Raw genomic sequence first — 25,320 nt, 5'->3', positions numbered from 1 at the left:
CAATGACAACTAAATATTCATATAAGCTGTATGCCAATAAGCGTAATACAGAAAAGAAATATATGACCTATACACGAGTAGAACTAATGGAAATGACAACCTTCCAGCTTAGAAATATTTGCTATAAGGAAAAGCTTGTGACTGGGCTTATTAATACACTGACAAGAGACGAGTTAATCGACAAAATTTTAAGATACCGTGGCTCTGAAGAAAACCCTCTTATTAGAGAAAAAAAGGATGGGGGCTTTGAACGAGTAGAAGCGGCCATGCAAGAGTATTTAAAAACGCAGATGTCTGACAATGGTGACATTAAAATTCCTGCCAAAATGAGCTTATATAGCGGGATGAAGATTGATAAACCAGATCAGTATTTCGTGGAAACAGGCGGTTTTCTTGTTGAATCCAATGTACTGCTAGTCAATGAGCAGCTGGAACTTTGTGGCATTCTTAATATCCTTAAAGATGACGAAGTCCCAAATCAATATTATTTCGCTGCTGATCAAGCAATAGGTATTCGGAAGACAAACAATAAAAACTACAGCTTTATTTTTTTAAGAAAGCAAGATTCCGAGTATATCTGTAAGACGTATTATCAGGAAACCCCACTTCCGCCAACAAATCTTCATTATTATAAGGTTCCAATACCAGATTTAGAGATGAAACAGCTGGAAACAACGAATGCCATTCTTGCGATTGACTTTGGTACAACAAATACAACAGCTGGTGTGTATTTAGAGAGCGATTATGTGTCCTCTCCTTGCAGTCATGATTTGTTAAATAACAGAATTCAGCTAAATAGCATCAATTTTGTGCAATTTCCAGATCCACTTCATCAAAACGAATGGATTGAAGTAGTGCCGACGGTCATGACTGTCGCAGATTGCTCAAATGCAGACCAAGTAAACTATCACTACGGCTATGAAGCGTTAAAAATGATGAAAAAAAATAGCTATACATCATTGGCTACGAAATTCCAAGGTATTAAACGCTGGGTTAGTAATTATGCCAAGCTGGAAGAGGTGATGGATGCCAACGGGAATACTGCACTTGTTCCACGGAGCCAAATTTTAAGAGAGTTTATACTTTATATTATTCAAATGGCGGAGCATCAATTTAAATGTCGTTTCAAGCATTTACATATCTCCAGTCCCGTTAAGTTGAAAACACAATTTTTAGATATGTTTCGCGCGATTTTGCCTGAGTACCAAATCGAAACTGAGCATGCCCTCGATGAAGGGATGTCAGTTCTTTATAATACGATCGCCAATCAAATAGAGAATAATAGCTTTCTCGATGGCAAGGAATATAAAGCACTCGTAATCGATTGTGGTGGTGGAACAACAGACCTTTCTTCTTGTAAGTTTCGCATAGAGGACGGACATATTTCTTACAAAATTGATATTCATACTACCTATGAAAATGGAGATACGAATTTTGGTGGCAACAATATTACGTATCGTATTTTCCAATTTATGAAAATCGTCTTTGCAAACTATTATAGTCGAGGAAAAAGTGATTATGATATCGATGCATTAATTGACATTCCAGGTAAGGATATTTATCGCTATGTAGACGACCATGGCGTGGAAGCAGTGTACGAGCAATTCGAAAAAGCCTTTCTAGATGCTGAATATATTATCCCTACCCGTTTTAAGGAATATGAAAATCGAACACGTGATGAGTACCTTCGTGTCCGCAATAATTATTATTTCTTATGGGAAATGGCAGAAGAGATGAAGAAGGAATTTTTCCGTAAAACAGGTATATTAAGAAGTCGTTTTTACGCGGATAGTGATATGCAGCACGATAGTGATTTAAATGTCACAGCAGTAGATCGCTGGTGCCTATCGTTGGTCGAAAATAATCAATTTAAGGAAGTTTATGACTTTCCAAATGTCTTTTTCAACATTAAAGAAATCAATCATCTCATTAAGGCTGATATTTATGATATCGTGCGAGAGTTTTTAGAAGAATTTTATGAGACTGGCATACTAAGTGACTATTCCATCATTAAATTGACTGGACAGTCCTGTAAAATAGACGCATTTCGCGAGGCTTTAAAGGAATTTGTACCAGGACGTAGCATTGAATTTAGACAAAAGGCTGAAAATATCGGGAAAGTTCCAGAGTTAAAGCTTGCTTGTTTAAGGGGAGCACTTCGTTATTTAAATGCCAAGAAAATCGGCATGATCGAAACAGAAGTGACGAATCATGCACCAGTTGTACCTTATGCTGTCAGTGCCTTTACACATAATCGTCAGGAAAAATTACTGATTAGTAGCTTAGAAAGACTGAATCAAATTCACGGTACGATTTCTCGCCCATGGGGTGTAAAAGAAGTTGAGTTTTTCCTAACGGGTAGCGACAACCACTCAACGTATAAATACACGTACTTTAATCGTCAGGAGGATTATGCGCCTGTTCTTTATGAGAATATCGCCATGCACTATCAAGATAAAATTCCGCAGGACGAGACGGACTCCATCACGAATGGGGAAGTGAAGTTCTTCGTCTTTGCAGGCGAAGATCATTGGGGCTTCCATGTAGTTCCAGTAGCAAGAAAAGACGAGCAGCTGTTTATCGGACACAAGGAATTCTTTGCCTTCGAAACCGATTTGTCTGAGCTAGATTTCTTTGATGGATTAAAGTAAAAGTGAAAAACAAGAAAAGAGGTGGGTGACAGCTTGTTTGCCAATCAATATCCACATTTTCAAAAAGGCCGCATTTTAAAGCGAGAAATGCTAGAAAATTTGCGAGATTACCCAAGAGATTTTTTAGATTTATATTTCCAAGATTATTCTAATGGCATTATTTCCGGTGCCAGAATTATTGTAGCAGATACAAGCCTCATCATTACAAAAGGCATTATCAAGCATAATGGAAAGCTCTATATGCTGCATAGTAGCTATGAGCTTCCTTATGAGGCGACAGGAAGCGAAACGATTGTAAAAGTACGTTTTGCTGAAGAAGTGAATGAATTAGATTTTAGAAACCATACGACAGAGATAGTCCTAGATGATTCGCTAGAGCTTGCACATAATGAGCTAGAGTTAGCGCGCTTTAAATTAAAATCGGGTGCCAAACTGCGTTCAGAGTATATTGATTTTCTTGATTTTGCTACTGAATACAATACGGTCAATTATCTTCACTGTCAGTATGCAGGTTTTCAAAAAAGCACATATCATCCAATCATTTTGCTATATTTTGCACGAGAGCTGTTAAAAAATCGACCAGCTAATCCGTATGATGTCGCTTTTGCTTTAGAGTGCTTAAATCAGGAGCGCGTTCAACGAGATGCAATCGATTTCTATATTTGTAATCGACTAGAGCTTGATTACCAAACATTTTCTAATAGTCAAATTCATAAATACTTGAATCGTATTTTATTGGAATCAAAACGTGGTGGTCGTATGACAGGGCATAGCCAAGGGCGACCAAAGCGCATGATTGTTGACTAGCTAATGGTCTGTAGATGAAGAACGTTCAAGAAATGGACAACGTGAAATAGCTCACAAGGAAGCGGCTTTATAAGAATGATAAACACCGTATGAGGAGCATTTCCTAGGGCTTTGTCAATATAGATGAGCAGGATATTTCAGTCATTGATTCAGCATGTCATGGAAGGAAAGATTTCGTTTCGAACGCCGAAGCTATTTTCGATCATGTCATCTGAGTTAGCCTTAATAGGAAAGCAAAAAATTACAAGGCTATGAGATAGAGAAAAAAGAATCGAAACAAAGGAGCGAAAACAATGAAATTTATGGATGAAGAAGTTATCGAGATGACGAAACATGCAAGGCAGAAGAAACGAATGGAGAACATCGAAAGCCAATTATTACATACTGATATTGTGAAAGCGATTAAAGATGGTCAGCTCATGATTGAAGATGAAACGATTGAGTTTAAAGAAATAAGTTTTTATGAGGATCAAATCCGGATGTGCATGCCTGCAACATTTGACGTGATGGAGACTGAATTAATGGATATTAAATATCCTTCCAGTCGTAGACCCGATTATATTTATACAAGCGAAAGTACGTCCATCAATGTCACGCTGAAAATCATGGAACAACAGGTAAAAGAAGAGGAATTAGAAGACTTCACAGAGGCCATGAGGAACATCCTACAAAAAACGCAGCCAACTACGAAAATGTTGGATAGCGGCATGAATGAAGTTAACGGTTTACAAATTGGTTACTTTGATTTTATTTCGCCAGCACTAGATAACAAGATTTATAATTTAATGTTTTTGTTTATTGTAGGCGAAAATGTGACGATGGGCTCGGTTAATTGTTTGAAAAAAGAGATGAATATTTGGAAACCCATTGCTTACGGCATGATGGAATCTATCTTGGTTGAAAACAAATTATTAGATGGAGAAGGTGTTGTCGAATGAATAAGGAAACAGCCTTAACGTATAAAGATATCATCGTGATGCCCTATAATATTCGCGTCAATCAAATCGAAATTACGCAACAAATGAATGAGCATGCTACTTTGCATTTAACGGGCGTGATTCCAGATGAACTCGAAGATTCCTATGTATATATGACCGATGCCGAAACGGCTATTGAAGTATTGCAAATCGGTAGTGGTGGACAAACTATTCCTATTTTTAATGGGCTGGCGTTAGATGTACAAGTGAAATCGGTTTTGGGTACCTATTATTTGGAGGTTAAAGCCGTTTCACATACGTATGTGTTAGATGTGAAGAAGATAAACCAAACCTATCAAAATGCGAGTATGCCCTATAGTGAATTAATAAATGCATGTATTGCCGATCAAAAAGGTGCAGATTTCATGGATTATGCCTCAAAGGGCGCTACTATTGGCCGTTTCACGATGCAATATATAGAGACAGATTGGGAGTTTCTTAAACGTATGGCATCAAGATTCCATACAGGTCTGGTGCCAGATACGGTTCACCCAGCCGCAAAGTTTTACTTCGGCGTACCATTTCAAGCTGGGGGTACGCAGAAAATGGAGGCCATTAATTATCGAGTTAAAAAGGCGATCGGCAATTTCCTTGTGTCCAGTAAAAATCATCTCGACGGTATTACCGATAGTGACTATATGTACTATGAAGTAGAATCGTTTCAACTATTCAAAATAGGCAATGAAGTGACGTTCCAATCAAAAAAATTATTTGTCTATAAAATCTTCTCAACTTTAAAAGATGGCTTGTTCAAGCACATCTACACGTTAACACCTCAGAACGGCTTCAGTGTTCACACTACTTATAATCAAGCTATTATTGGTGCCTCCATTCAAGGCAAAGTAATTGATGTTGCGGGGGACAAAATTCGTATTCATGTCGATTTCGATGAGGGTCAAGAAAAAGATACAGCGTATTGGTTTCCGTATTCAACGATCTATGCATCAGAAGATAATACAGGATGGTACTTCATGCCGGAGCTATCTGATAACGTTAGAATCTATTTCCCGGGCAATCGTGAGGATGAAGGGATTGCGATTAGTTCCGTATCAAAAGCGCCTCCACAATCTGGTTCGATGTTAGCAGCGACGAATCCGCCTAGTCCAAGCGGTGGTGGAAGTGCCAGTGCTAGTGGCGGTGGCGGCGGATCAAGACCTGCACCACCAGAGGATAGTCGCCAAGATCCAGCGCGGATGGCTGATCCAGATGTCAAAACACTCAGAACGAAGCACGGTAAACAAATTCTACTTGCACCCGATCGGATTGTCATATCTGGTGGTGGATTAATGATTTCGCTTATGGATGATAATGGGATCTCCATCATAAGTGATAAAAATATTACCTTACAAGCAACAGATAAAGTAGCCATCAATGCGAAGCAAATTATGATTAATGCGACCGAGAAAATAGAGATGACTTGTAAAGACAGTTCAATCAAGATGGAAGACAAAATGGAGATTAAAGGTACAGAAGTACGAGCAAATTAGTGAGGATGTGGACGCATGAAACGAGAAGAAGCATTACAGCATTTTATGGATGAATGCGTGTCAGTTCATATCAGCCGATTACAAGAGAAGGTTGATCGACAGTTTCGCCAAGAGAAGGAAATCTTACTAAAACCAATCATTAACGCACTTGAACAGCTGTTTGCCAATATTAGAGATCAGCAAGAACAAGGGTGGTTAGCGCCAGTTGCTTTTATTCATTTTTCACTGCTACGAACATCATTACTAGATAACAAGTGTACGTATTTGCTAGAAGCGTATGGAGAAAAATGGTACTACGATTGGGGAGAATGTACGGCCCAGTATGAAGCGGAATGGCTTAGTGAGGCGATTATAGATTTACACAAAACGCTTGAAATAGAAAGAAAGCCGTATCTCTCCATCCAAGCAGCTGATGTTCGAGGAATCATTCAACAGACTGTGATTCTGTTTCATCAGTATACCATTCAATTGGTACGCTATCTTTTCCGCTATCAACAAGAAACCGTACCCGAAATAGATTTCCAACGAGCAGCGTGTTTACGATTTCGTGTCGGGGAATATAAAGGATTTAGTGAAGATGTTGGGGTCATCGATGAACGGGAACGGGTGAAAGAAAATCTTCTCTCATGGTTAGAGAAAAATGAGACGGATAAATCATATACGTTTGAAAATTTCTCAAGCCTACAGTTACAGCAAAAACTTTTCGACCAAATGGACTTTTCTTATGCGAATTTCAATGGCAGTGACTTAGAGGGGGCTTCATTGAAGCAAAGCGTTTGCGTCGGGACTAGTTTTGTAGATTGTAGCTTAGGGAATGTTGATTTTTCCTATGCAGCCATTCAAGATGCTGATTTTCGAAATGCCAATTTAGCAGGTGCTAATTTTACGCATGCGCAGGGAAAAACACTGATGCTTCCGGATGATGAAGTTGCGTGTTACTTAGGCACTGATTTCAGTCATGCGAATTTGGAAAATGCAAAATTTGATTTTGCACAGATTGCAGGCGCCAATTTTACAGATGCCAATTTAAAAGGAGCTACCTTCTTTAAACGCGATCAAGAGAAGTGTCTATTTAGCCCAGACCAGATAAAAGACATTCATTGGATTCATTAACTTTGAAATCAACAGAAATGATAGTTACAGGAGGAAAAAATGGAGTATTTTATTGTTCGGCAAGATCAAAGCATTACAAATCCAATTATTCCTTTCAAAACAGACCTCGATGATAACTTCGTCTGTTCATCTGTATTCGGGGAAGTAATAGAAAAAGAGAATGCGGTATATCTGGATTATTTAGAGAAGCCTCGAAGAATCGTATCGGATGATTTGAAAGGGTTGTTAGTGAAATACGAGGACAACTTAGAATTTACAGCCATTGTCTTTACTGATGTGAAGAAAGGAACACAGCGTGTGCATTGGCTTATGGACATTGTAAAGAAGAACTGTATTTCCGATGAGACGATTTATTATCCAGACGGACAAATAAAGGAGCTCGTAATTGACCCTAAGAAAGTGGAACTGGATTGTATTTTTCAAGTCGACGGCAAAAAGGAATCGTTCACCATCGTCAATTTAGATGTGGCAGAAAGTATGCTACGACGACCATATCTCGGGATTCAGCTGCAACGAGTAAAACTACAAGGACGATAGATCATTCTAATAAATCATTCCAAAACACTGTCGTAGTTTGAAACAGTGTTCAATCGATACGAAAGGAAGGATATCCAATGGCTCAAGTTGTAGAAAGTTTGGAAACAGAAGGTTCGGAACAAGAGCAATTTAGTTATGTTGTACATGGAGCAATCATTTCATGTGAACATGGTAGCCACCTCAATTATTTAAATTTGCCGCAAGATCATGGCGTTTATATTAAAGAGAAAGCCGTCATGAATGTAGGGGATCGAAACCCTGATAACATCCCAACCTTTGGTGTTTGCCTAAAGTTAGAAAAACCGTGTACACCAACATGCTCTATTGATTGGATGGAAGGAATGGAAAATGTCAATATCGAGGGGAAGCAAGCGTTATTAAGCCGCTGCCATACCCAATGCTCAGCAGGTGGAGGCAAAATCGAAATTATTCATGACGGTCAAGAGGAAGTAGAGATACCGAAACAAGGTTTTTAAAAGACAAGGTTGATTGAAAGGAGGTAAGTAATGAAATCGCTAGAAGAAAAGGAAGTACACATGGTTAGTACGTATGAGGATCTTGTGCTCGAGTGGCCTTATCCACTTATTCATTTAGATAAACTAACTATCAAACATAAGGCCAATGACCATGCGAGGTTGTACTTTACGGGAATGATTGCTGAAGAGCAAGCGCAAAAGTATATTCAGCGGGTCAATCAAACAGATGAAGTTGTTGTGAAATTTGGGCGAGACAGTGCCATTTTGTTCTCAGGAAGAATTGATAATGCGGAGTTGCAGGCATCACAAGGGGTTCACTATGTCTCTGTTGAGGCTGTATCATATACAGCAAATATGGATATTGCGAAGCGCTCACGTTCTTTTCAAGATGCCAATATGACGTATGTGCAGTTAATGAATAACATCGTGAAAGCCTATCCTAATGGGGATTACATCGACCAAGCTTCTAACGGTCAAGCCATTGGTAGTATTGCGATTCAATACTTAGAAACAGATTGGGAATTTATTAAAAGAATGGCCTCCCATTTGCAAGCAGTTGTTTTTCCTGATTTAAAAGGAAAAGGTGCTCGATTCTGGCTTGGTACACCTCAAAGTAGGAAAAGCATAACGATCGACCATCTGCCTTCTATAGTACGAATGGACGTCGATGCGTATCGCTTGATTACTGAAAACGATGGTACTGATGTGAGTGAAGCCGATTATACATTTTGCGAGTTTGAAAGCACGGAACCCCATGAGTTGGGCACGTTGGTGCAATTCAAGGGAAGTTCCTATATCGTAACGGCTAGGGAAACCCATCTTGAAGAGGGTGTGTTGAAGTTTCAATATACTGCCCAACCAGAGAAAAGTATTCGTCAGCGATTGGTACGTAATTTAGATCTCATTGGTGCAGCGTTTACAGGAAAGATTATTGATGTTACGCAAAACACAGTCAAAATTCATTTAGATATAGATAAAAGCCAGGATAATGAAAAAGCACATTGGTTTGCTTATTCAGCAGATGCCAATGGTGTTATGTATTTAATGCCTCAAATAGGTGCACGTGCTCAATTACATTTTCCAAGTGCAGTTGAAGAAGAGGCTATTGTTATCAGCTCAGTGCGTGTTAATCCAGCCACACCAGAGGGTGGACAAAAGCAGGCGAAGAAAATGGCGGACACTACCGTTAAATCATTGGCGACCAATGTTGGGAAAGATGTGACATTAGGTGTTGGTGATATTACCTTTAGTGCAGTAGATGGTGTCTTGGACTTAAAGATGGATGATGGAGATGGCGTAACATTTCAAAGTAACAGTACCATCATGCTAGCAGCGGATGAAATACTCGAAATTAGTGGAATGAAAGAGCTAGCCGTAGAGGCGGAAGAATGGATTGCTATATCCGCGAAGGAACAAAGTCATGTGATTATGGCCGCTGACACACAATTAATTAGTACGCTCATTGAACAAGAAGGTATAGAGAAGCAAAGCCAACCACCGAAGTTAAATGAAGAAGCGATTGAAGCTACGACGAAAGTTGACCTAATTTTCCCACAAAAGGCAGAAGAGAAGAAAGAGAAGAAAGGCTGGTTCAGTAAATTAGTAGATGGCGTAAGTGCAGCATTGGATGTTGCTGGATTTATCCCTGTCATCGGTACATTTGCAGATATTGCGAATGCAGGAATTAGCTTGGCAAGAGGGAATTACATGGATGCAGCCATGAACTTAGCGGGGGCAATCCCAGTAATTGGTGATGCCGCAAAAGTAGCCTATAAAGCCAATAAAGCGAGAAAAATTGTAAAAACTGCGGATAAGATTATGGATGGATCAAAAGCATTACTAAAAGGGATGAAGGCAGCTTATCCGAAAATATCTAAAACGTTAGATGCAGTAAAGGGACTAGCGGAACTAGCTAACAAAGCATCTAAGGCTGTGAAGACGGCCGCAGATAAAGTCATTTCTTCGATGGATGAATTGCTCGCTGTGTCGAAGGCAGTAGACGGAATGAAAGCTATGGCCAAAGCTGGGCTAACGAAATTTAATCATGGAGTATTAAAGAAATTTAATTGTACACAAGGGTTAAGTAAAAAATTCTGTAAAAGAGGTTTTGAGCCCGTTGATTTAATCACAGGGCGTATGATTTATGAAGGCGTCGACTTTGAACTACCTGGACCTATCCCCCTTTCATGGGAACGCGCTTGGTACAGTGATAGTAGCCGGATTGGCTTGTCAGGTCATGGTATGCACTTTACATACGATCTAGCCTTAGAGATTTTTGAAGAAGATGACCTGATTGGGATTGTTGTGACGGATGGTCGCGCAGTTGGGTTTCCAATTTTACCAATAAACTTGCCTTATTTTAACAAACGAGAAAGAATGACCTTAACAAATACAGGCGAGGAGTATCATTTGTTTGAGCATGATACACGATTGATTTATGTATTTGAACAAACAACAGAAACAAAATACCGATTAAAAGAAGTAAGAAATGAGCAAGACCATCATATTCAATTTGCGTATAATCTTAAAGGTTTCTTATCCCAAGTAACCGACAGTGTTGGAAGAGTGCTCGATGTTACGACCAATGAGTTAGGCAGAATGACAGAAGTTGCCTTACGTAACCAGATGAGTCGTGAAGTCTTAGTTCGTTATGTTTACAATGATGGACAAGATTTAATCGAAATACAAGATGCGTTAGGGCAAAGTACACATATCAAATATGTTAATCACTTAATGATGCAAAAAACGGATCGCAATAAAAATAGCTTCTTCTGGCGCTATGATGGGCCAACTACAGGTGCACGAGTCATCAAAACATGGGGAGATGGCAATGTCCTTGCAGGGGAGCTTTCCTATCACGAAGGCTATAATGAAATTACGAATAGCTTGGGCGATAAAAGTTATTATTATTTCAACGAAGATAACCTCTGTACGAAAATTGTTCATCCAGATGGTAGCGAAGTAAGCTACGAATATAATGAAGACTTTGAATTACTCCAAGAAGTAGATGAAGATGATCGTGTCACGGCATATAGCTATGATGAGTGGGAAAATCCAGTGACGATTACTCTTGCAGATGGCAGTACCTTATCGGCTCAATATGATGAAAAAGATAGACTGATTCAAGCAGTTAACGCAGAGGGTGGCAGTCGTCAGTGGATTTATAATAAGGATGGTACATTGCAGGCAAATATTTTAGAAGATGGCACAAAGACTGAATTTTCCTATAATGAGAAATCTTTGATCGAAACGGTGACAAATGCGCAAGGCCATATGGTAAGCTTAGCTTATGATGCTGATTTGAACCTGAATCAAGTGACATTGCCAGACGGGACGAGTTCGACCTGGACATATGACCATCGTGGTAACTGCACAACAACGACAAATCCGCTAGGAGCCACAGAGAAATTCCGTTATGATAACTTGAATCGCCTTGTACGGGCAAATCTATCAGATGGTAACGACGTTCAATTAAAGTACAATGCCTATGACGATGTTGTTTTTGCGAAAGATAACCATACGCAAGTAGCCTTTGATTACACCATTCTCGGCAGCTTGGTGTCTCGAGAACAAGTTGGAAAGAAAGTTAAATTCACCTATGACACAGAAGAACAGTTAACCGCTGTCATCAATGAAAAAGGCGAAGCGTATCAGTTTGAACGTGATACGAAAGGCAATATCATCAAAGAAATCGGCTTTGATGAGATGGAAAGAACGTATGAGCGAAGTCTGGCAGGATTAGTTCAGAGAATTCAACGTCCAGGTAATCGTTGGACAGCGTACCAGCATGATGGTCTAGGGAATATTATTCGAGCTGATTATTATGATGACACATGGGAAACGTTTGGCTATGACAAAAATGGTTCGTTAATTGAAACTGAGAATGAGGATGTGGCCGTAAAGTTAGAGCTAGACCCAACTGGACAAGTGATCAAGGAGTGGCAAAATGACCATTGGATTGCGAGTAACTACGATGAATTAGGCAATCGTTCACAAATTACGAGTAGCTTAGGTGCAAAAATCGAGGTCGCTCGTAATGAAATGGGGAATGTGTCACAAATCACGGCTTCTCGCTCAGAGCAAGAAAATTGGACAGCGTCAATGCAGTACAATGAACTTGGACAGGAGATTGAAAGAATCTTACCAGGGGATGTCATTAGCAAATGGCAGTATGATGTAGCAGGTAGACCAACACATCATCGAATAAGTAGCCAAAACCGCGATACAAGAAGACGCGCGTATAATTGGGACGTCAACCATCGATTACGAAGCATGGTCAACGAGTTAACAGGTGTAAAAGTTACCTATGGTTACGATGAATTCAGTAACCTCGTTTGGTCCAATCAAGGTGGTCAATTTGACTTCTTACACCGCAATGTCGACGATGTCGGGAATTTGTATGAAACGAAAGAAAAGACAGATCGTGTTTATGGTGTTGGAAGTAGATTGCTTGAAACGAGCGAGGCAACATTCACTTACGATGTGGAAGGAAATCTGGTTCAGAAAGTCGAAAAGAATGGTGATACGTGGAAGTACGATTACTATGGCAATGGCATGATGTCGAAGGTCATCAAACCAGACAAGACAGAAGTTACTTTCAAGTATGACGCGCTAGGTAGACGAATAGAGAAGTGTTCAAACGAAAAGATAATGAAATTCGTATGGGATGGGAATACTATCCTACATGAGTATTTCTCAGAAAATGATTCAGCTGAACTAGAAAATGATAATCTAGTCACATGGGTATTTAACGATGGGTTTGTACCTTCAGCTAAAATCACAAGTGAAGGTAATTACAGTATTATTAGTGACTATTTAGGAACGCCTGTTGAAGCCTATGATGAAGAAGGTAATAAGGTTTGGTCAGCAGTGCTTGATATTTATGGACGAGTGCAAGAATTCACAGGTGAGAAAGATTTTATTCCATTCCGTTATCAAGGGCAGTATGAAGATGAAGAAATAGGATTGTATTATAACCGATTCCGTTACTATGACCCAGAGCAAGGGAATTATACTCAAATAGACCCGATTGGGCTTGTTGGAGATAACCCAACATTATATGGATATGTAAGTGATACGCATACAAAGATAGATCCATTTGGATTGGATTCAGCACCTACTTTACCAAATAGAATTATTGCTTCGCTTAAAAATACAAGTATTGTCCATTATTATAACGATTTAGCTAGGGAACATGCAGATCCTATTCATTTCCACATAGAAGAAAATGGAAGGTCGATTGGAAAAATAAAAGCAGATGGAACTGTATTAGATGGAAAGTTAAATAAAAATGCAACTGAATTAATAAAAGATAAATCTGTAATTAGTAAAATGCGTAAATCAGAAAAAAGAATAGCTAATTATATAAGAAAAGTTGGAGGTGCTATGGTAGGCGGACGTCCATTTAAATCAGGAGCACGGGGTTCAAAAGGGAGATGCTTATAAAATGAAAGAAAAAACAGATATTCTAAGTATAATAATTTACTATTATAGAGATGAAGAAAGAATGAAAAATCTTTGGTTAAATAAAAAAGAGTTTTCAAAAACACTCTCTCTAGTCATGGAAGTTGAGTATGATACCCCATCAAAAACGATGATACAAAGTTGTGCTGAGTATTTTATAAACTTTACTAGTGTTTTTTTAATAAAAAAAAGCTCTGATTTTATAAACTTATTTTCTGAGATAAATGACATTAATAAACGTATTTCGTTTATGAGAAAATTTTTTATAAATGATCTTGTTTCTGATAAGATTATTTTCAGTTTTTTAAATGATATAGAAATGATAAAAAGTGTAGGTCCTTACAGAGAATGGATAGAATTACCTATTATTATAAGGGCAAGGAAAATTATCACAACATCTAACGATAATGAAGTATCTGTAGATAAAATTATTCCATTAGATTTAGATTTAGATAATAGTTTTCAAGAATATTTATTATCTTGGGCTTTTGAAGAAAAAAAGTTATCTAAAGAAGGTAAAGAATATTTTAGAAAAAACTTTGAAAAAAAGTATAAACAATTATGTTTTATTATGGAACATAATTATCCAGATATAAAATAAGAATGCTTTAGACTAATGACTTCCTTGGTCAACACTTTTCCAACCACTTGCATAGTCTCGAACAAGTTATCTATATAATACTTTAAATCCCCATCTACATAAGGATGGGGATTATTTGGTTCTTACTTTGCAAATGGCAGTATGACGTTACAGGTAGACCAACACACCACAGAATAAGTAGTCAAAACCGCGAAACACGAAGACGCGTGTATAATTGGGACGCCAATCATCGCTTACGAAGCATGGTAAACGAGTTAACAGGTGTAAAAGTTACCTATGGTTACGATGAATTCAGTAACCTCGTTTGGTCCAATCAAGGCGGTCAATTTGACTTCTTACAACGTAGTGTCGATGATATTGGTAATTTGTATGAAACGAAAGAAAAGACAGATCGTGTCTACGGCGCCGGTGGCAGATTACTTGAAACGAGAGAGGCAACATTCTCTTATGATGATGAAGGGAATCTGATTCAGAAAGTTGAGAAGAATGGTGATACGTGGAAGTACGAGTACTATGGCAATGGCATGATGTCGAAGGTCATCAAACCAGACAACACAGAAGTTACTTTCAAGTATGACTCGCTAGGTAGACGAATAGAGAAAAGTTCTGACGAAAAAACAATGAGTTTCGTGTGGGATGGGAATACTATTCTACATGAGTATTTCTCGTAGGATAATTCAGATAAATTTGAAAATCTAGAGGTGGATTCTTCACAGAACAAGTCTGAAATACCTGACAATCTAGTAACATGGGTGTTTAATGATGGGTTCATTCCTTCTGCTAAAATTACGAATGAAGGTAACTACAGTATTATTAGTGACTATCTAGGAACGCCTGTAGAAGCCTATGATAAAGAAGGTAAAAAGATTTGGTCGGCTGAGCTTGATATTTATGGACGAGTGATGGAGTTCACGGGTGAGCAGGATTTCATTCCGTTTAGGTATCAGGGGCAGTATGAGGACATAGAAATCGGATTAAATTACAATAGATTCCGATACTACTCGCCAGGTGAGGGGATATATTTACAACAAGATCCTATTGGGCTTGCAGGGAATAATCCTACTTTATATGGGTATGTGAAAGACACAAATACTTGGATAGATCCTTTTGGTTTGAAAGGTAAGCTATCTAAAAGTGAACAAGCACGAAATTTCGCAGCATACAAAAAGACCCGGGGTGGAACAGAGACTTTGGCAATGATTGGAGACCAAAGAATTAGTACAGAGTATCATCACATGTTTATTACACAGCGTATACAAAGGAGATATAATTTGCCGGATTGGCTAGTAAATAACAGATTAATGTGTGGAAATTGAATACTATACAACATTCTATAATTGATAGATATAGATTTAAATTTCTAAAAAAATGGATTAAACCAGATGTTGGATGGTTTGAAAAATATAACAGGTTTACTAAGTTCCCATCAAAGAAATGTAGGTAAATTATAAGAACGAGTTAGGAGTGATTAAATTGTTTGGTTTTTTTCGTAAAAAAAAATCTTTTGAAATTGAAGTTGACTGGTTTAATAAAAGGCTGATAGCAGTTTTAGAAAAACTACCAAGTAAATATTCAATTTATTTAAAACAAATAAAGGAAGGAATTTTACAAGGCATTTTTCCGGTAACTGGATATTTAGATAATTATATTGGAGTTTCATTTCATAGAGAAGTTGTGAAAAAATATGAAAAAAAAGGTGAAAAAAGTTTTTCTATTACAGGTGTTAAAATATTTAATAAAAATATGAGCAAAGATGTAAATCTTGAGATTTTTTTTAACAACGGAGTAATTGCAGGCGTCTCCTCTGATGTTGAATTAATCCAATTTGATTTAGACCTAAGTAAAATAAATATTGACTTTGTTAAAGTAAAAGAAAAAGAAATAGAAGGAACCATAAAAAGGAAATTGTTATCTTGGGGAATTCGAAACTTTAATGAGAGTGAAGTATTTGAGGTTAAAGTAGAAGACCGTAGAATGTTACACTTAAGGGATTTATCTGATGGTGATTTCTTGGCTATTGAAGATGGTGATTTCTATATAATCAGTATTTCTCTTAAAGAAGTATTAAAGATTTCATCAGCACATTATGAAAATGTTAAGATGAATTTATTTGATTTATCAGAGGACGATATATACTCATATATTCAAGAATAAGAAATTTATAACATGAGTTATTTGCTTAGATCAGCATTGCCAGCAAAAGATGCAGAATAAAGCTATTTATAAAGATTCCAAAACATGTGTAAAGAGGAGTAATAGTTCTTTCTTTACATATGTTTTCCTGTTTAGAAGTGGAACTGTTTCTTCAGTGTGCTTACTCCTTGCTCTATGATGAATTAGGCAATTGTTCAAAGATTACGAGTAGCTTAGGTGCAAAAATCGATGTCGCTCGTAATGAAATGGGGAATGTGTCACAAATCACGGCTTCTCGTTTAGAGCAGGAAAATTGGACAGCATCAATGCAGTACAATGAACTCGGTCAAGAGATTGAGATAATCTTACCGGGAGATGTCATTAGCAAATGGCAGTATGATGTAGCAGGTAGACCAACACATCATCGAATAAGTAGCCAAAATCGCGATACAAGAAGACGCGCGTATAATTGGGACGTCAACCATCGATTACGAAGCATGGTCAACGAGTTAACAGGTGTAAAAGTTACCTATGGTTACGATGAATTCAGTAACCTCGTTTGGTCCAATCAAGGCGGTCAATTTGACTTCTTACACAGCAATGTCGATGATATCGGGAATTTGTATGAAACGAAAGAAAAGACAGATCGTGTCTATGGTGCCGGAAGTCGATTGCTTGATACGAGCGAGGCAACATTCTCTTATGATGAAGAAGGTAATCTCGTTCAGAAAGTTGAGAAGAACGGTGATACGTGGAAGTACGAATATAACGGAAATGGGATGATGTCGAAGGTCGTCAAACCAGACAACACAGAAGTTACTTTCAAGTATGACTCGCTAGGTAGACGAATAGAGAAGTGTTCTGACGAGAAAACAATGAGTTTCGTATGGGATGGAAATACTATACTACATGAGTATTTCTCGGAGGAAGATTCATGTGAAGTTGAAAACCTAGGGGAGTGTTCTTCACAGAGTAAATCTGAAATACCAGTCAATTTAGTAACATGGGTGTTTAATGATGGTTTCGTACCTTCAGCTAAAATCACGAATGAAAGTAATTACAGTATCATTAGTGACTATCTAGGAACGCCTGTTGAAGCCTATGATGATGAAGGTAATAGGGTTTGGTCAGGAAAACCAGCTGTAAAGTCTTCTAATACAGAACGGCTTCTCGATAAAGCGCTTTGAAAAAGAACGATGATCGGTCCTTGACTTGGCACGCTTCGGAACACCCAATTATAGGCGTTCGATTGACCGGATTTTCCGTCTGAACGTTTGATTATTTGCGCATAGGTTTCATCTACATGCAGAACAGATTTTGCTGTTAATGTCTGCTTCATCTGTTCATATACCGGTAGAAGCCAATCTTCAGCTGCACGGATCACCCAGTTTGATAAGTTCTTATCATTCGTAAGCAGGCCATATCGTTCCCACTCCTTTACCTGACGGTAAAGAGGCAAGTATTGGATGAACTTATCATAGATAAGTTTTGCTAGAACGGTAGGTCCCGCGATGCTTCGCTGAATGGCAGCTTGTGGGGCTTTCCCACGTTTCATTTGTGCTTTTTGTGTGGCATCCATTTTGCAGTGCTTGCACTCGTAGGCATGTTCAATATGCTGAATGCGCATCATTTTTGCCGGAATGAATTTTGCTTCTTCACGCGCAATAGTTGTACCGGCTTCGGTCATTGGGCCAAGGCAACAGTCGCATTGTGTATTGATGGGATGATGGTGAATTTCTTCTATTTCAATCCCATCATGAAAAGAATCATTCCGTTTTTTCTTATGTAGTTTACGGACAACGGTATAGGTAACAGTTGGCGTGCTTTGTTCTTCTGTGTGCTCAGATTCGTTAAAAGATGGATCGTCATCGAATAAAGAGCCTTGCCCGTCTGGTGCTTGATACTTTGATTTTTCTGATTTAGAGCCGTATAAAGCTTTTGTTAATTGGCGAACTTGTTCTGTTAGCACTTCAATTTGTTTCGATAAATCTTTGTTTTGGTTTTTCATATACGCAAGTTGTTCTTCAAGAAGTTGAATCACTTTTTCGTTAGAAGTGCTCATCAAATCATTCACCACATTTCGTTCAATATAAGTTATGGTTGATTATACCATTATAGAAAGTAAATTTAAAAGACACCTTTTGCAGATTTCGCAATTGCCTTTGGCTGCTGAAGAGATAAACCTTCTAAAAGCCAGCGAAGTTCCTTTTGTGAAAGGTTTCGTACTTCCTTTTCATCTTTTGGCCATTGCAGTTTGCCATTATCTAATCGTTTATAAAGTATGGCGAAGCCATCTCCATCAAAATACAAACATTTATATCGGTCTTTACTCGTTCCAGAAAATAAGAAGATGGAATCACTATATGGATCAAGTTTAAAAGCATCCTGAATGAGTGTTGCGAGACCGTCAATACCTTTACGCATATCGGTCTTACCGCAAATAATGTAGATGTTCTGCACGCTCGTAAAATCTTGCTTCATTGATTATTCAACTCCTTCAGAATCGTTTGGATGATGCGCTCATCTACGCCATTAAAGAAGGAAATTTCAGCACTAGTTGTTTTAATGATGCAGCTCGGCTCAGGAGAATTTTGTAGTGAAGTTGTTGATGATGAGTTGTCAGTGATCGGATCTAGTGTCACAGGGACAATTGTTAGTTTGGTAGTTGACATAAAGAAGCACCTCCTCTAATTTTTGATACATTTATCGTACCGGAGGTGACTGTTTGTTTATATGCGTTATTTGATTACGGGCTTACAATTGAAAAGAGTTCAAACGAAAAAAGAACGAAATTCGTTTGGGATGGGAATACTATCCTACATGAGTATTTCTCGAAGGGAGATTCAGATGAATTAAAAGAGGAGTGTTCTTCACGGAACAACTCAGAAATACCAGACAATTTAGTTACATGGGTGTTTAATGATGGGTTCGTACCTTCAGCTAAAATCACGAATGAAGGTAATTACAGCATTATTAGTGACTATCTAGGAACGCCTTTTGAAGCCTATGACGAACATGGAAAGCAAATTTGGTCAGCTGAGCTTGATATTTATGGACGAGTGGTGGAGTTTACTGGTGAGCAGGATTTCGTTCCGTTTAGGTATCAGGGGCAGTATGAGGACATGGAGATCGGATTATATTACAACAGATTCCGATACTACGACCCAGAACAAGGGAATTATACTCAAATTGACCCGATTGGACTTGCTGATGGAAATCCAACATTATATGCATACGTTTTTGATCCGAATATTTGGATAGATCCATTTGGACTAAATGTAAGTACAGGTGCTGGGAGAACACATATTACTTATGAAGGTATAAGAAATGGCAAAAGCTATACAGGTTATGCAAGTATACCAGGAACAGGAAAAACTGCGCAAGAAGTTCTGGATTATCGTTATCCCGGAGGATATGATCCTGCAAATCCGAAAGTACCGGATTACCAACCTAAAGTTGTATATCGAGGCGATGATATTAACGGTAAAAACACCGCTCGTGGACTGGAACAATATGGATTCGAGGAAAACGTTAAAAAATATGGAAGAGATCAAGTTGATAATAAGCAAAATCCTGTAGGGAAAAATAATCTTAAAAGAGACAAGTATAAAGAAGCGGCAGATGCGGAATTGAAAAAACGAGCGAATATTTCAGTTTGCAAAAAAAGGTAAGAAAGGGTGTTGATATGTTAAAAAGGTTTAGCTGGAAGAAAAACGATATTCATTCAATACAATTAAAAGAAGATTTATACATCATTGCTCAATTATTAGAAAACCCATATGTTGCTTTTTTTAATATCACGAGTGAAAGTAATAATTTTAATGAGAAGCCGTTTGACTTAAATAATTTGAAACCATTTGGAGTATGTATGGTTTTAAAAGGTTTTTTTAAAACATCATCGATGGGAAAGGTAGCAAAAAATATTAGTCCTAATTTGAAAGTTCCAATCCCAGAGCTTTTCATTAGTAGTGACAGAGCACAGTGGGGGAATCGGTCTGATTATAGCGATAACCAACTGATTTATAACTTGGTGAAAATAGATCCAAAAATTGGTGATCAAGGTATTATGGGTAATGAGATTATTCATTATAACATTGATAGAAACGATTCAAACATTTTAAATGACTATGAATTTGTTGGATTTAATACTGGATACCAACTACTACGTCGATTAATTATATCGATAGATAATAATAAGTGGATTGATCCATTAAAGGAGCAACAGTTGATTGGTGAAGATAAGTATCCATTGAAAACTGTTGAAGAAATGTGGCAAGCTGGAGTTCCGAAGTTTGGAGTAGAGGCTAAAAATGAGAACCAACAAAGAGAACAAGGAACTAAAATTAATTATTTAATTAATATGTATAACGATCCATTTTATCCAGAATTTTTAGTAGATAAAGTAAAGGAATGTGTTCTGCAAGTTGTTCGATTTATAGAAAAAGGGGAACATGAAGTAGATAAGATTCAAAGTAAACTTGATGAAATGACAATGGCTATTAACGGTTTGGTAGGTGAGTTTGAACAAAATAATAGTGAAATAGAGACTGTTGCAAGAGATTCTATTGCTAATACAGTAGAATCGATTTTACAATATTTTAAGATAGGTATTGATGTTGAGGATGCCCTTAGGGAAAGAGATTGGTAGTAGCTAATTTGCACACGAAACTTTCTTTTATTTCGATATGAAAACAATATGCATATGTAAAAACAGAACTGTTAAAGACTATTCAGAATACTTACCAATTTGATGAGCCAGTCTAGTTACTTATATCCCGAAACACATGTGATAAAAGTAATCGTTAATGCGCATATTTATAAATCCAATCCTACAAGCTCTAGAATATCTTCTCTTTACCATGTTTATGAGGAAAATGGTTTAGGTTACTATATTTCAGTTGCACCACCCAATAATTGGTATGTTAGAGTTGGTGAGTTGCAAAATAATAGAATAAAAAAATATCAATGTTTACTACAAGTTGGTATAAACAACCGGATTCCAGTATTTACTATGATAACAGTTCCATTTTATCGAAAATATTGATTGTAAGTTTTGATACCTTTCGATGCACAAAGAGGTTCCACGCTAACATTTTTCTTTTCTTTAGATAAAAAAGTTCGGTATTTTTTCTTGAATAAAAGGAAAAATTAATGAAAGTATCTAGACTTGCAACAAGTCTTTAAGTTCTTCAAAATGATTTGAAGCTTAATTTAAAAAGGGCAATAAATCCAGTTAAAAGGATTTTATTGCCCTTTTGTTCTTTCGTAATAATACCTAAATGTTGATTTATATCCATCTAAAGCTTAGCCTATGATGCTGATCTGAACTTAAGTCAAATGACATTGCCAGACGGGACAAGTTCGACATGGGCATATGACCGTAGTGGTAACTGCACAACAACGACCAATCCGCTAGGGGCTACTGAGAAGTTCCGATATGATAACTTGAATCGTCTTGTACGTGCAAATCTATCAGATGGTAACGACGTTCAATTAAAGTACAATGCATATGACGATGTCGTTTTTGCAAAAGATAACCATACGCAAGTAGCCTTTGATTACACCATTCTTGGCAGTTTAATATCCCGAGAACAAGGTGGGAAGAAAGTTAAATTCACCTATGATACAGAGGAGCAGTTAAACACTGTCATCAATGAAAAAGGCGAAGCGTACCAGTTTGAACGCGATACGAAAGGCAATATCATCAAGGAAATCGGCTTTGATGAGATAGAAAGAACGTATGAGCGAAGTCTGGCTGGATTGGTTCAGAGAATTCAACGTCCAGGTGATCGTTTTACAGCGTATCAGCATGATAATCTAGGAAATGTCATTCGAGTTGATTATTATGATGACACATGGGAAACGTTTGGTTATGACAAAAATGGTTCGTTAATTGAGACTGAAAATGAGCATGTGATTATAAAGCTGGAACGCGACTCATCTGGGCAAGTAATCAAGGAGTGGCAAAATGACCATTGGATTGCGAGTAGCTATGACGAATTAGGAAACCGTTCACAGATTACGAGTAGCCTGGGTGCAAAAATCGATGTCGCTCGTAATGAGATGGGAAATGTGTCACAAATCACAGCCTCTCGCTCAGAGCAAGCACATTGGACAGCGTCAATGCAGTACAATGAACTCGGTCAAGAGATTGAGCGGATCTTACCAGGAGATGTCATCAACAAGTGGCAGTATGATGTAGCTGGTAGACCAACGCACCATCGAATAAGTAGCCAAAATCGAGATACACGAAGACGCGTGTATAATTGGGACGTCAATCATCGATTACGAAGCATGGTCAACGAGTTAACGGGTGTAAAAGTTACCTATGGCTACGATGAATTCAGTAACCTCGTCTGGTCCAATCAAGGCGGTCAATTTGACTTCTTACACCGAAGTGTCGATGATGTCGGGAATTTGTATGAAACGAAAGAAAAGACAGATCGTGTTTATGGTACCGGAAGCAGATTACTTGAAACGAAAGAGGCAACCTTCTCTTATGATGATGAAGGTAATCTGATTGAGAAAGTTGAGAAGAATGGTGATACTTGGAAGTACGAGTACTATGGTAATGGCATGATGTCGAAGGTCATCAAGCCTAACAACACAGAAGTTACTTTCAAGTATGACTCGCTAGGTAGACGAATAGAGAAGAGTTCCGACGAAAAGATAATGAAATTTGTATGGGATGGGAATATTATTCTGCATGAGTATTTCTCGCAGAATGATTCAGATAAATTTGAAGATCTAGAGGAATATTCTTCACTGAAAAAGTCTGAAATACCTGATAATCTAGTCACATGGGTGTTTAATGATGGGTTTGTACCTTCAGCTAAAATCACGAATGATGGTAACTACAGTATTATTTGTGACTATCTAGGAACGCCTGTAGAAGCCTATGATGAAGAAGGTAATTCGGTTTGGTCGGCTGAGCTTGATATTTATGGACGAGTGATGGAGTTCACGGGTGAGCAGGATTTCATTCCGTTTAGGTATCAGGGACAGTATGAGGACATGGAGATCGGATTATATTACAACAGATTCCGATACTACTCTCCAAGTGAGGGAATGTATTTACAACAAGATCCTATTGGGCTTGCTGGTGGGAATCCGACTTTGTATGGATATGTAAGTAATCCAAATATTCAATTCGATCCTCTGGGTTTATTTACGGCGGGTCAAGTAATGAATTTTGGTAATAAAAATTTAGGTGATTGGGGAGAAAAAATCACTTCTAAATACCTAAGTAGCAACGGATTTAATGTTTTAGGCTCGGTACAAAATAAATCAAACCAAGGCTTTGATCTAGTTGCAATAGATCGTGCAACAGGTGAACTCAATGTTATAGAAGTCAAATCAAGTAGAAGAGGTTATAGTTCTAAATCAAATATGCCTACATGGACAAAAAATAATATTCAAAAAATAATAAAAAATGAAAACGGACACTGGGGTAATATGCCGAAGTATCAAAATGATTTAATGAGACAACTTAGAAATGCACAAACTCAAGGTACTTTAAAATATAAATTGGTACAAATAAATGTTGATAAAAGGAGAATTAAGATTAAGTGCAAATAAAACCGCAATTTAAACATAATCTGATTAAAAAAGCACTGAAGAGATATAGATATGATGAGGTTATTAATCAGTGTGATACTAAAGAAAATTTCTATGAAGACTATTCCTTTTTCTCTGAAAAAAGGAATTTGAAGAAAAATACTAATGTTGTTTATGAAACTTTATCTGGAACGCCTAATTGTAACCATATTGCTGCTAAAAATCTTCTTTTTCAAGGTAATGATGAATGCTGGAAATTCTTTGAACGTACTGCACAATTCGATGCTTACTCATATACAGGTGCTAGTTTTCCTTTAATTGATCCAATTGCACCAATATTAAATTATGCGTTGTATGTGGAAAGAATAGATTTAATAGAACTACTATTAACAAAAGCTGCTGCTGATTTAGTAAGAGATGAGTATAAGAATAATAAGGAATACATTAAGCAAAAGGTATACCCAAGTACGTATTTGATACATTACTTAATTGAGAAACTAGGGATACCGAATCCTATAAAAGATAAGGTCATGCAATACGGTGATGGATTAGGTATCTATGAGCGAATTGTAGCTGAGTGGGATCATTCATTCAATGAAATTGAGGATGAGTATTGGGATAGCTTATGTGAGTATCATTTAAATGGAATCGGTGTTACGGGAACTAAATGGAAAGATGAGGAGTTTCTATATTTTGGTCTTGTACCTATGGAACTAATTAATCTATTTAAAGTGAGACAAAAGTTAGGATTAGGTGTCCCTGTAATTAAACATGAGCTGTTTTCAACGCCTATGGCTGTCTATCCCATGATTCCTACTGGTTATAGTTCAGAGCTAGACGTAAAGTTTCAACTTGTTGAGAGAACTAAGAAAGAGGCAAAGATATATACATTTGAAGAAATAGCGGAGCAATTAAAAAAAGAGCATGGGGAAAATGCTGATCTATTTTACTAAACTTCTCAACTGCGTTCTATAGAGTAGTCAGTGTAATAAAAAGGAAGTGCCTTACTGCGGCAATCAGATGACTTGTAAACATTATATACGGCATGATGAAGCACAAAAACAGCCTATGAATTACCGATAATAAAGAGGGAGAAGTAGTTTAAATATGGTTTAAGTTGATTATTTTTTATTAAGGGATTTTAAAATTACAACATTGGGTACGGGTGATCGTTGCAGGTTATTCCCAAGCGTTGATGATTTATTAGATGTTGCAAAAATTAAAATCACCTAGTCAGAGGGCTACTTTGAATCAACGGGAAAGAACATACACACATATAACCTAAATGGATTTAAAAGGAGCACAGAGGGACTTAGTTGGTGACCCTATTCCAAAACCGGAGGCTATTATGATCATGCTCAAGAAGTTTCTGACGCATATTAAGGTTTTGTTGATTTTGAATCGAAGTTGGGAAGGGATGGTTAAAAATCCTAATTTAGATAATGAATTTCGACATCTAAGTTGAATGAGGTAAACGCTTCGATGAAAAAAATTGAAGATATGTTTGCCCCCATGTTG

At 37.5% G+C, this 25,320-nt stretch carries 19 protein-coding genes and 1 pseudogene; 17 read left to right on the top strand and 3 right to left on the bottom strand.

Translation table 11 applies throughout. The features are described from left to right. Nucleotides 1–2 precede the first annotated feature (2 nt). The 13 genes from ACQKOG_RS18690 (at nucleotide 3) to ACQKOG_RS18630 (ending at nucleotide 17,432) form a co-directional block, all read left to right on the top strand. Nucleotides 3–2,651, top strand: a complete 2,649-nt coding sequence (locus ACQKOG_RS18690) for a molecular chaperone (protein WP_427447875.1) — start codon at nucleotides 3–5, stop codon at nucleotides 2,649–2,651. A gap of 33 nt (nucleotides 2,652–2,684) precedes the next feature. Beyond that, nucleotides 2,685–3,458, top strand: coding sequence for a DNA and RNA helicase (locus ACQKOG_RS18685; RefSeq protein WP_427447873.1), 774 nt, complete (start codon nucleotides 2,685–2,687; stop codon nucleotides 3,456–3,458). Nucleotides 3,459–3,751: 293 nt separating this feature from the next. Further along, nucleotides 3,752–4,396: a hypothetical protein gene (locus ACQKOG_RS18680; protein ID WP_370079720.1), complete on the top strand. Its 645-nt coding sequence runs from the start codon at nucleotides 3,752–3,754 to the stop codon at nucleotides 4,394–4,396. Then, complete coding sequence (locus tag ACQKOG_RS18675; protein ID WP_427447870.1) at nucleotides 4,393–5,922, top strand: phage baseplate assembly protein V; 1,530 nt, start codon at nucleotides 4,393–4,395, stop codon at nucleotides 5,920–5,922. The genes ACQKOG_RS18680 and ACQKOG_RS18675 overlap by 4 nt, the downstream gene beginning before the upstream one ends. A gap of 15 nt (nucleotides 5,923–5,937) precedes the next feature. Then, on the top strand, nucleotides 5,938–7,035 hold the full coding sequence (locus ACQKOG_RS18670) for a pentapeptide repeat-containing protein (RefSeq protein ID WP_427447868.1): 1,098 nt from the start codon (nucleotides 5,938–5,940) through the stop codon (nucleotides 7,033–7,035). 39 nt (nucleotides 7,036–7,074) lie between these two features. Beyond that, nucleotides 7,075–7,572 (top strand): hypothetical protein, encoded by a 498-nt coding sequence (locus ACQKOG_RS18665; protein WP_427447866.1) that lies wholly within the window; start codon nucleotides 7,075–7,077, stop codon nucleotides 7,570–7,572. Nucleotides 7,573–7,649: 77 nt separating this feature from the next. Then, nucleotides 7,650–8,048: a DUF4280 domain-containing protein gene (locus ACQKOG_RS18660; RefSeq protein WP_370079728.1), complete on the top strand. Its 399-nt coding sequence runs from the start codon at nucleotides 7,650–7,652 to the stop codon at nucleotides 8,046–8,048. 30 nt (nucleotides 8,049–8,078) lie between these two features. Next, nucleotides 8,079–13,493, top strand: a complete 5,415-nt coding sequence (locus tag ACQKOG_RS18655; protein WP_427447863.1) for a DUF6531 domain-containing protein — start codon at nucleotides 8,079–8,081, stop codon at nucleotides 13,491–13,493. Between the two features lies 1 nt (nucleotide 13,494). After that, entirely contained in the window at nucleotides 13,495–14,112 is a 618-nt protein-coding gene (locus ACQKOG_RS18650; protein ID WP_370079732.1) for a hypothetical protein, read from the top strand. 104 nt (nucleotides 14,113–14,216) lie between these two features. Beyond that, entirely contained in the window at nucleotides 14,217–14,783 is a 567-nt protein-coding gene (locus ACQKOG_RS18645) for an RHS repeat domain-containing protein (protein ID WP_370079734.1), read from the top strand. Nucleotides 14,784–14,813: 30 nt separating this feature from the next. After that, nucleotides 14,814–15,428 (top strand): RHS repeat domain-containing protein, encoded by a 615-nt coding sequence (locus tag ACQKOG_RS18640; RefSeq protein ID WP_370079736.1) that lies wholly within the window; start codon nucleotides 14,814–14,816, stop codon nucleotides 15,426–15,428. A 157-nt stretch (nucleotides 15,429–15,585) separates the two neighbouring features. Then, nucleotides 15,586–16,266 carry a hypothetical protein gene (locus ACQKOG_RS18635; protein WP_370079738.1) on the top strand — a complete coding sequence of 227 codons (681 nt, stop codon included), beginning with the start codon at nucleotides 15,586–15,588 and terminating at the stop codon, nucleotides 16,264–16,266. Between the two features lie 167 nt (nucleotides 16,267–16,433). Beyond that, on the top strand, nucleotides 16,434–17,432 hold the full coding sequence (locus ACQKOG_RS18630; protein ID WP_370079740.1) for an RHS repeat domain-containing protein: 999 nt from the start codon (nucleotides 16,434–16,436) through the stop codon (nucleotides 17,430–17,432). Here the strand turns inward: ACQKOG_RS18630 and ACQKOG_RS18625 are convergent. From ACQKOG_RS18625 to ACQKOG_RS18615, 3 genes and pseudogenes are all read right to left on the bottom strand, one after another. Continuing rightward, nucleotides 17,378–18,307 (bottom strand): annotated as a pseudogene (locus tag ACQKOG_RS18625) (IS66 family transposase); the annotation flags it as partial. The gene ACQKOG_RS18630 and the pseudogene ACQKOG_RS18625 overlap by 55 nt on opposite strands. 65 nt (nucleotides 18,308–18,372) lie before the next feature. Then, nucleotides 18,373–18,726, bottom strand: a complete 354-nt coding sequence (tnpB, locus tag ACQKOG_RS18620) for an IS66 family insertion sequence element accessory protein TnpB (protein WP_370079744.1) — start codon at nucleotides 18,724–18,726, stop codon at nucleotides 18,373–18,375. Continuing rightward, the gene (locus tag ACQKOG_RS18615) at nucleotides 18,723–18,917 is read right to left on the bottom strand and encodes a hypothetical protein (RefSeq protein WP_370079746.1); all 195 of its coding nucleotides are present in this window, start codon (nucleotides 18,915–18,917) and stop codon (nucleotides 18,723–18,725) included. The genes tnpB and ACQKOG_RS18615 overlap by 4 nt, the downstream gene beginning before the upstream one ends. A 45-nt stretch (nucleotides 18,918–18,962) precedes the next feature. Between ACQKOG_RS18615 and ACQKOG_RS18610 the strand changes: the two genes are divergently transcribed. From ACQKOG_RS18610 to ACQKOG_RS18595, 4 genes are all read left to right on the top strand, one after another. Beyond that, on the top strand, nucleotides 18,963–19,916 hold the full coding sequence (locus tag ACQKOG_RS18610; protein WP_370079748.1) for an RHS repeat domain-containing protein: 954 nt from the start codon (nucleotides 18,963–18,965) through the stop codon (nucleotides 19,914–19,916). A gap of 14 nt (nucleotides 19,917–19,930) precedes the next feature. Beyond that, the gene (locus ACQKOG_RS18605; RefSeq protein ID WP_427447859.1) at nucleotides 19,931–20,893 is read left to right on the top strand and encodes a DUF5713 family protein; all 963 of its coding nucleotides are present in this window, start codon (nucleotides 19,931–19,933) and stop codon (nucleotides 20,891–20,893) included. Between the two features lie 689 nt (nucleotides 20,894–21,582). Then, the gene (locus ACQKOG_RS18600; protein ID WP_427447857.1) at nucleotides 21,583–23,823 is read left to right on the top strand and encodes an RHS repeat domain-containing protein; all 2,241 of its coding nucleotides are present in this window, start codon (nucleotides 21,583–21,585) and stop codon (nucleotides 23,821–23,823) included. Beyond that, the gene (locus ACQKOG_RS18595) at nucleotides 23,814–24,755 is read left to right on the top strand and encodes a hypothetical protein (protein ID WP_370079751.1); all 942 of its coding nucleotides are present in this window, start codon (nucleotides 23,814–23,816) and stop codon (nucleotides 24,753–24,755) included. The genes ACQKOG_RS18600 and ACQKOG_RS18595 overlap by 10 nt, the downstream gene beginning before the upstream one ends. The last annotated feature ends 565 nt before the right edge of the window (nucleotides 24,756–25,320 follow it).

It is taken from the genome of Lysinibacillus sp. NPDC093216 (assembly GCF_050280325.1).
Taxonomy (GTDB): domain Bacteria; phylum Bacillota; class Bacilli; order Bacillales_A; family Planococcaceae; genus Lysinibacillus.
This window is presented reverse-complemented; position numbering and strand designations above follow the sequence as displayed.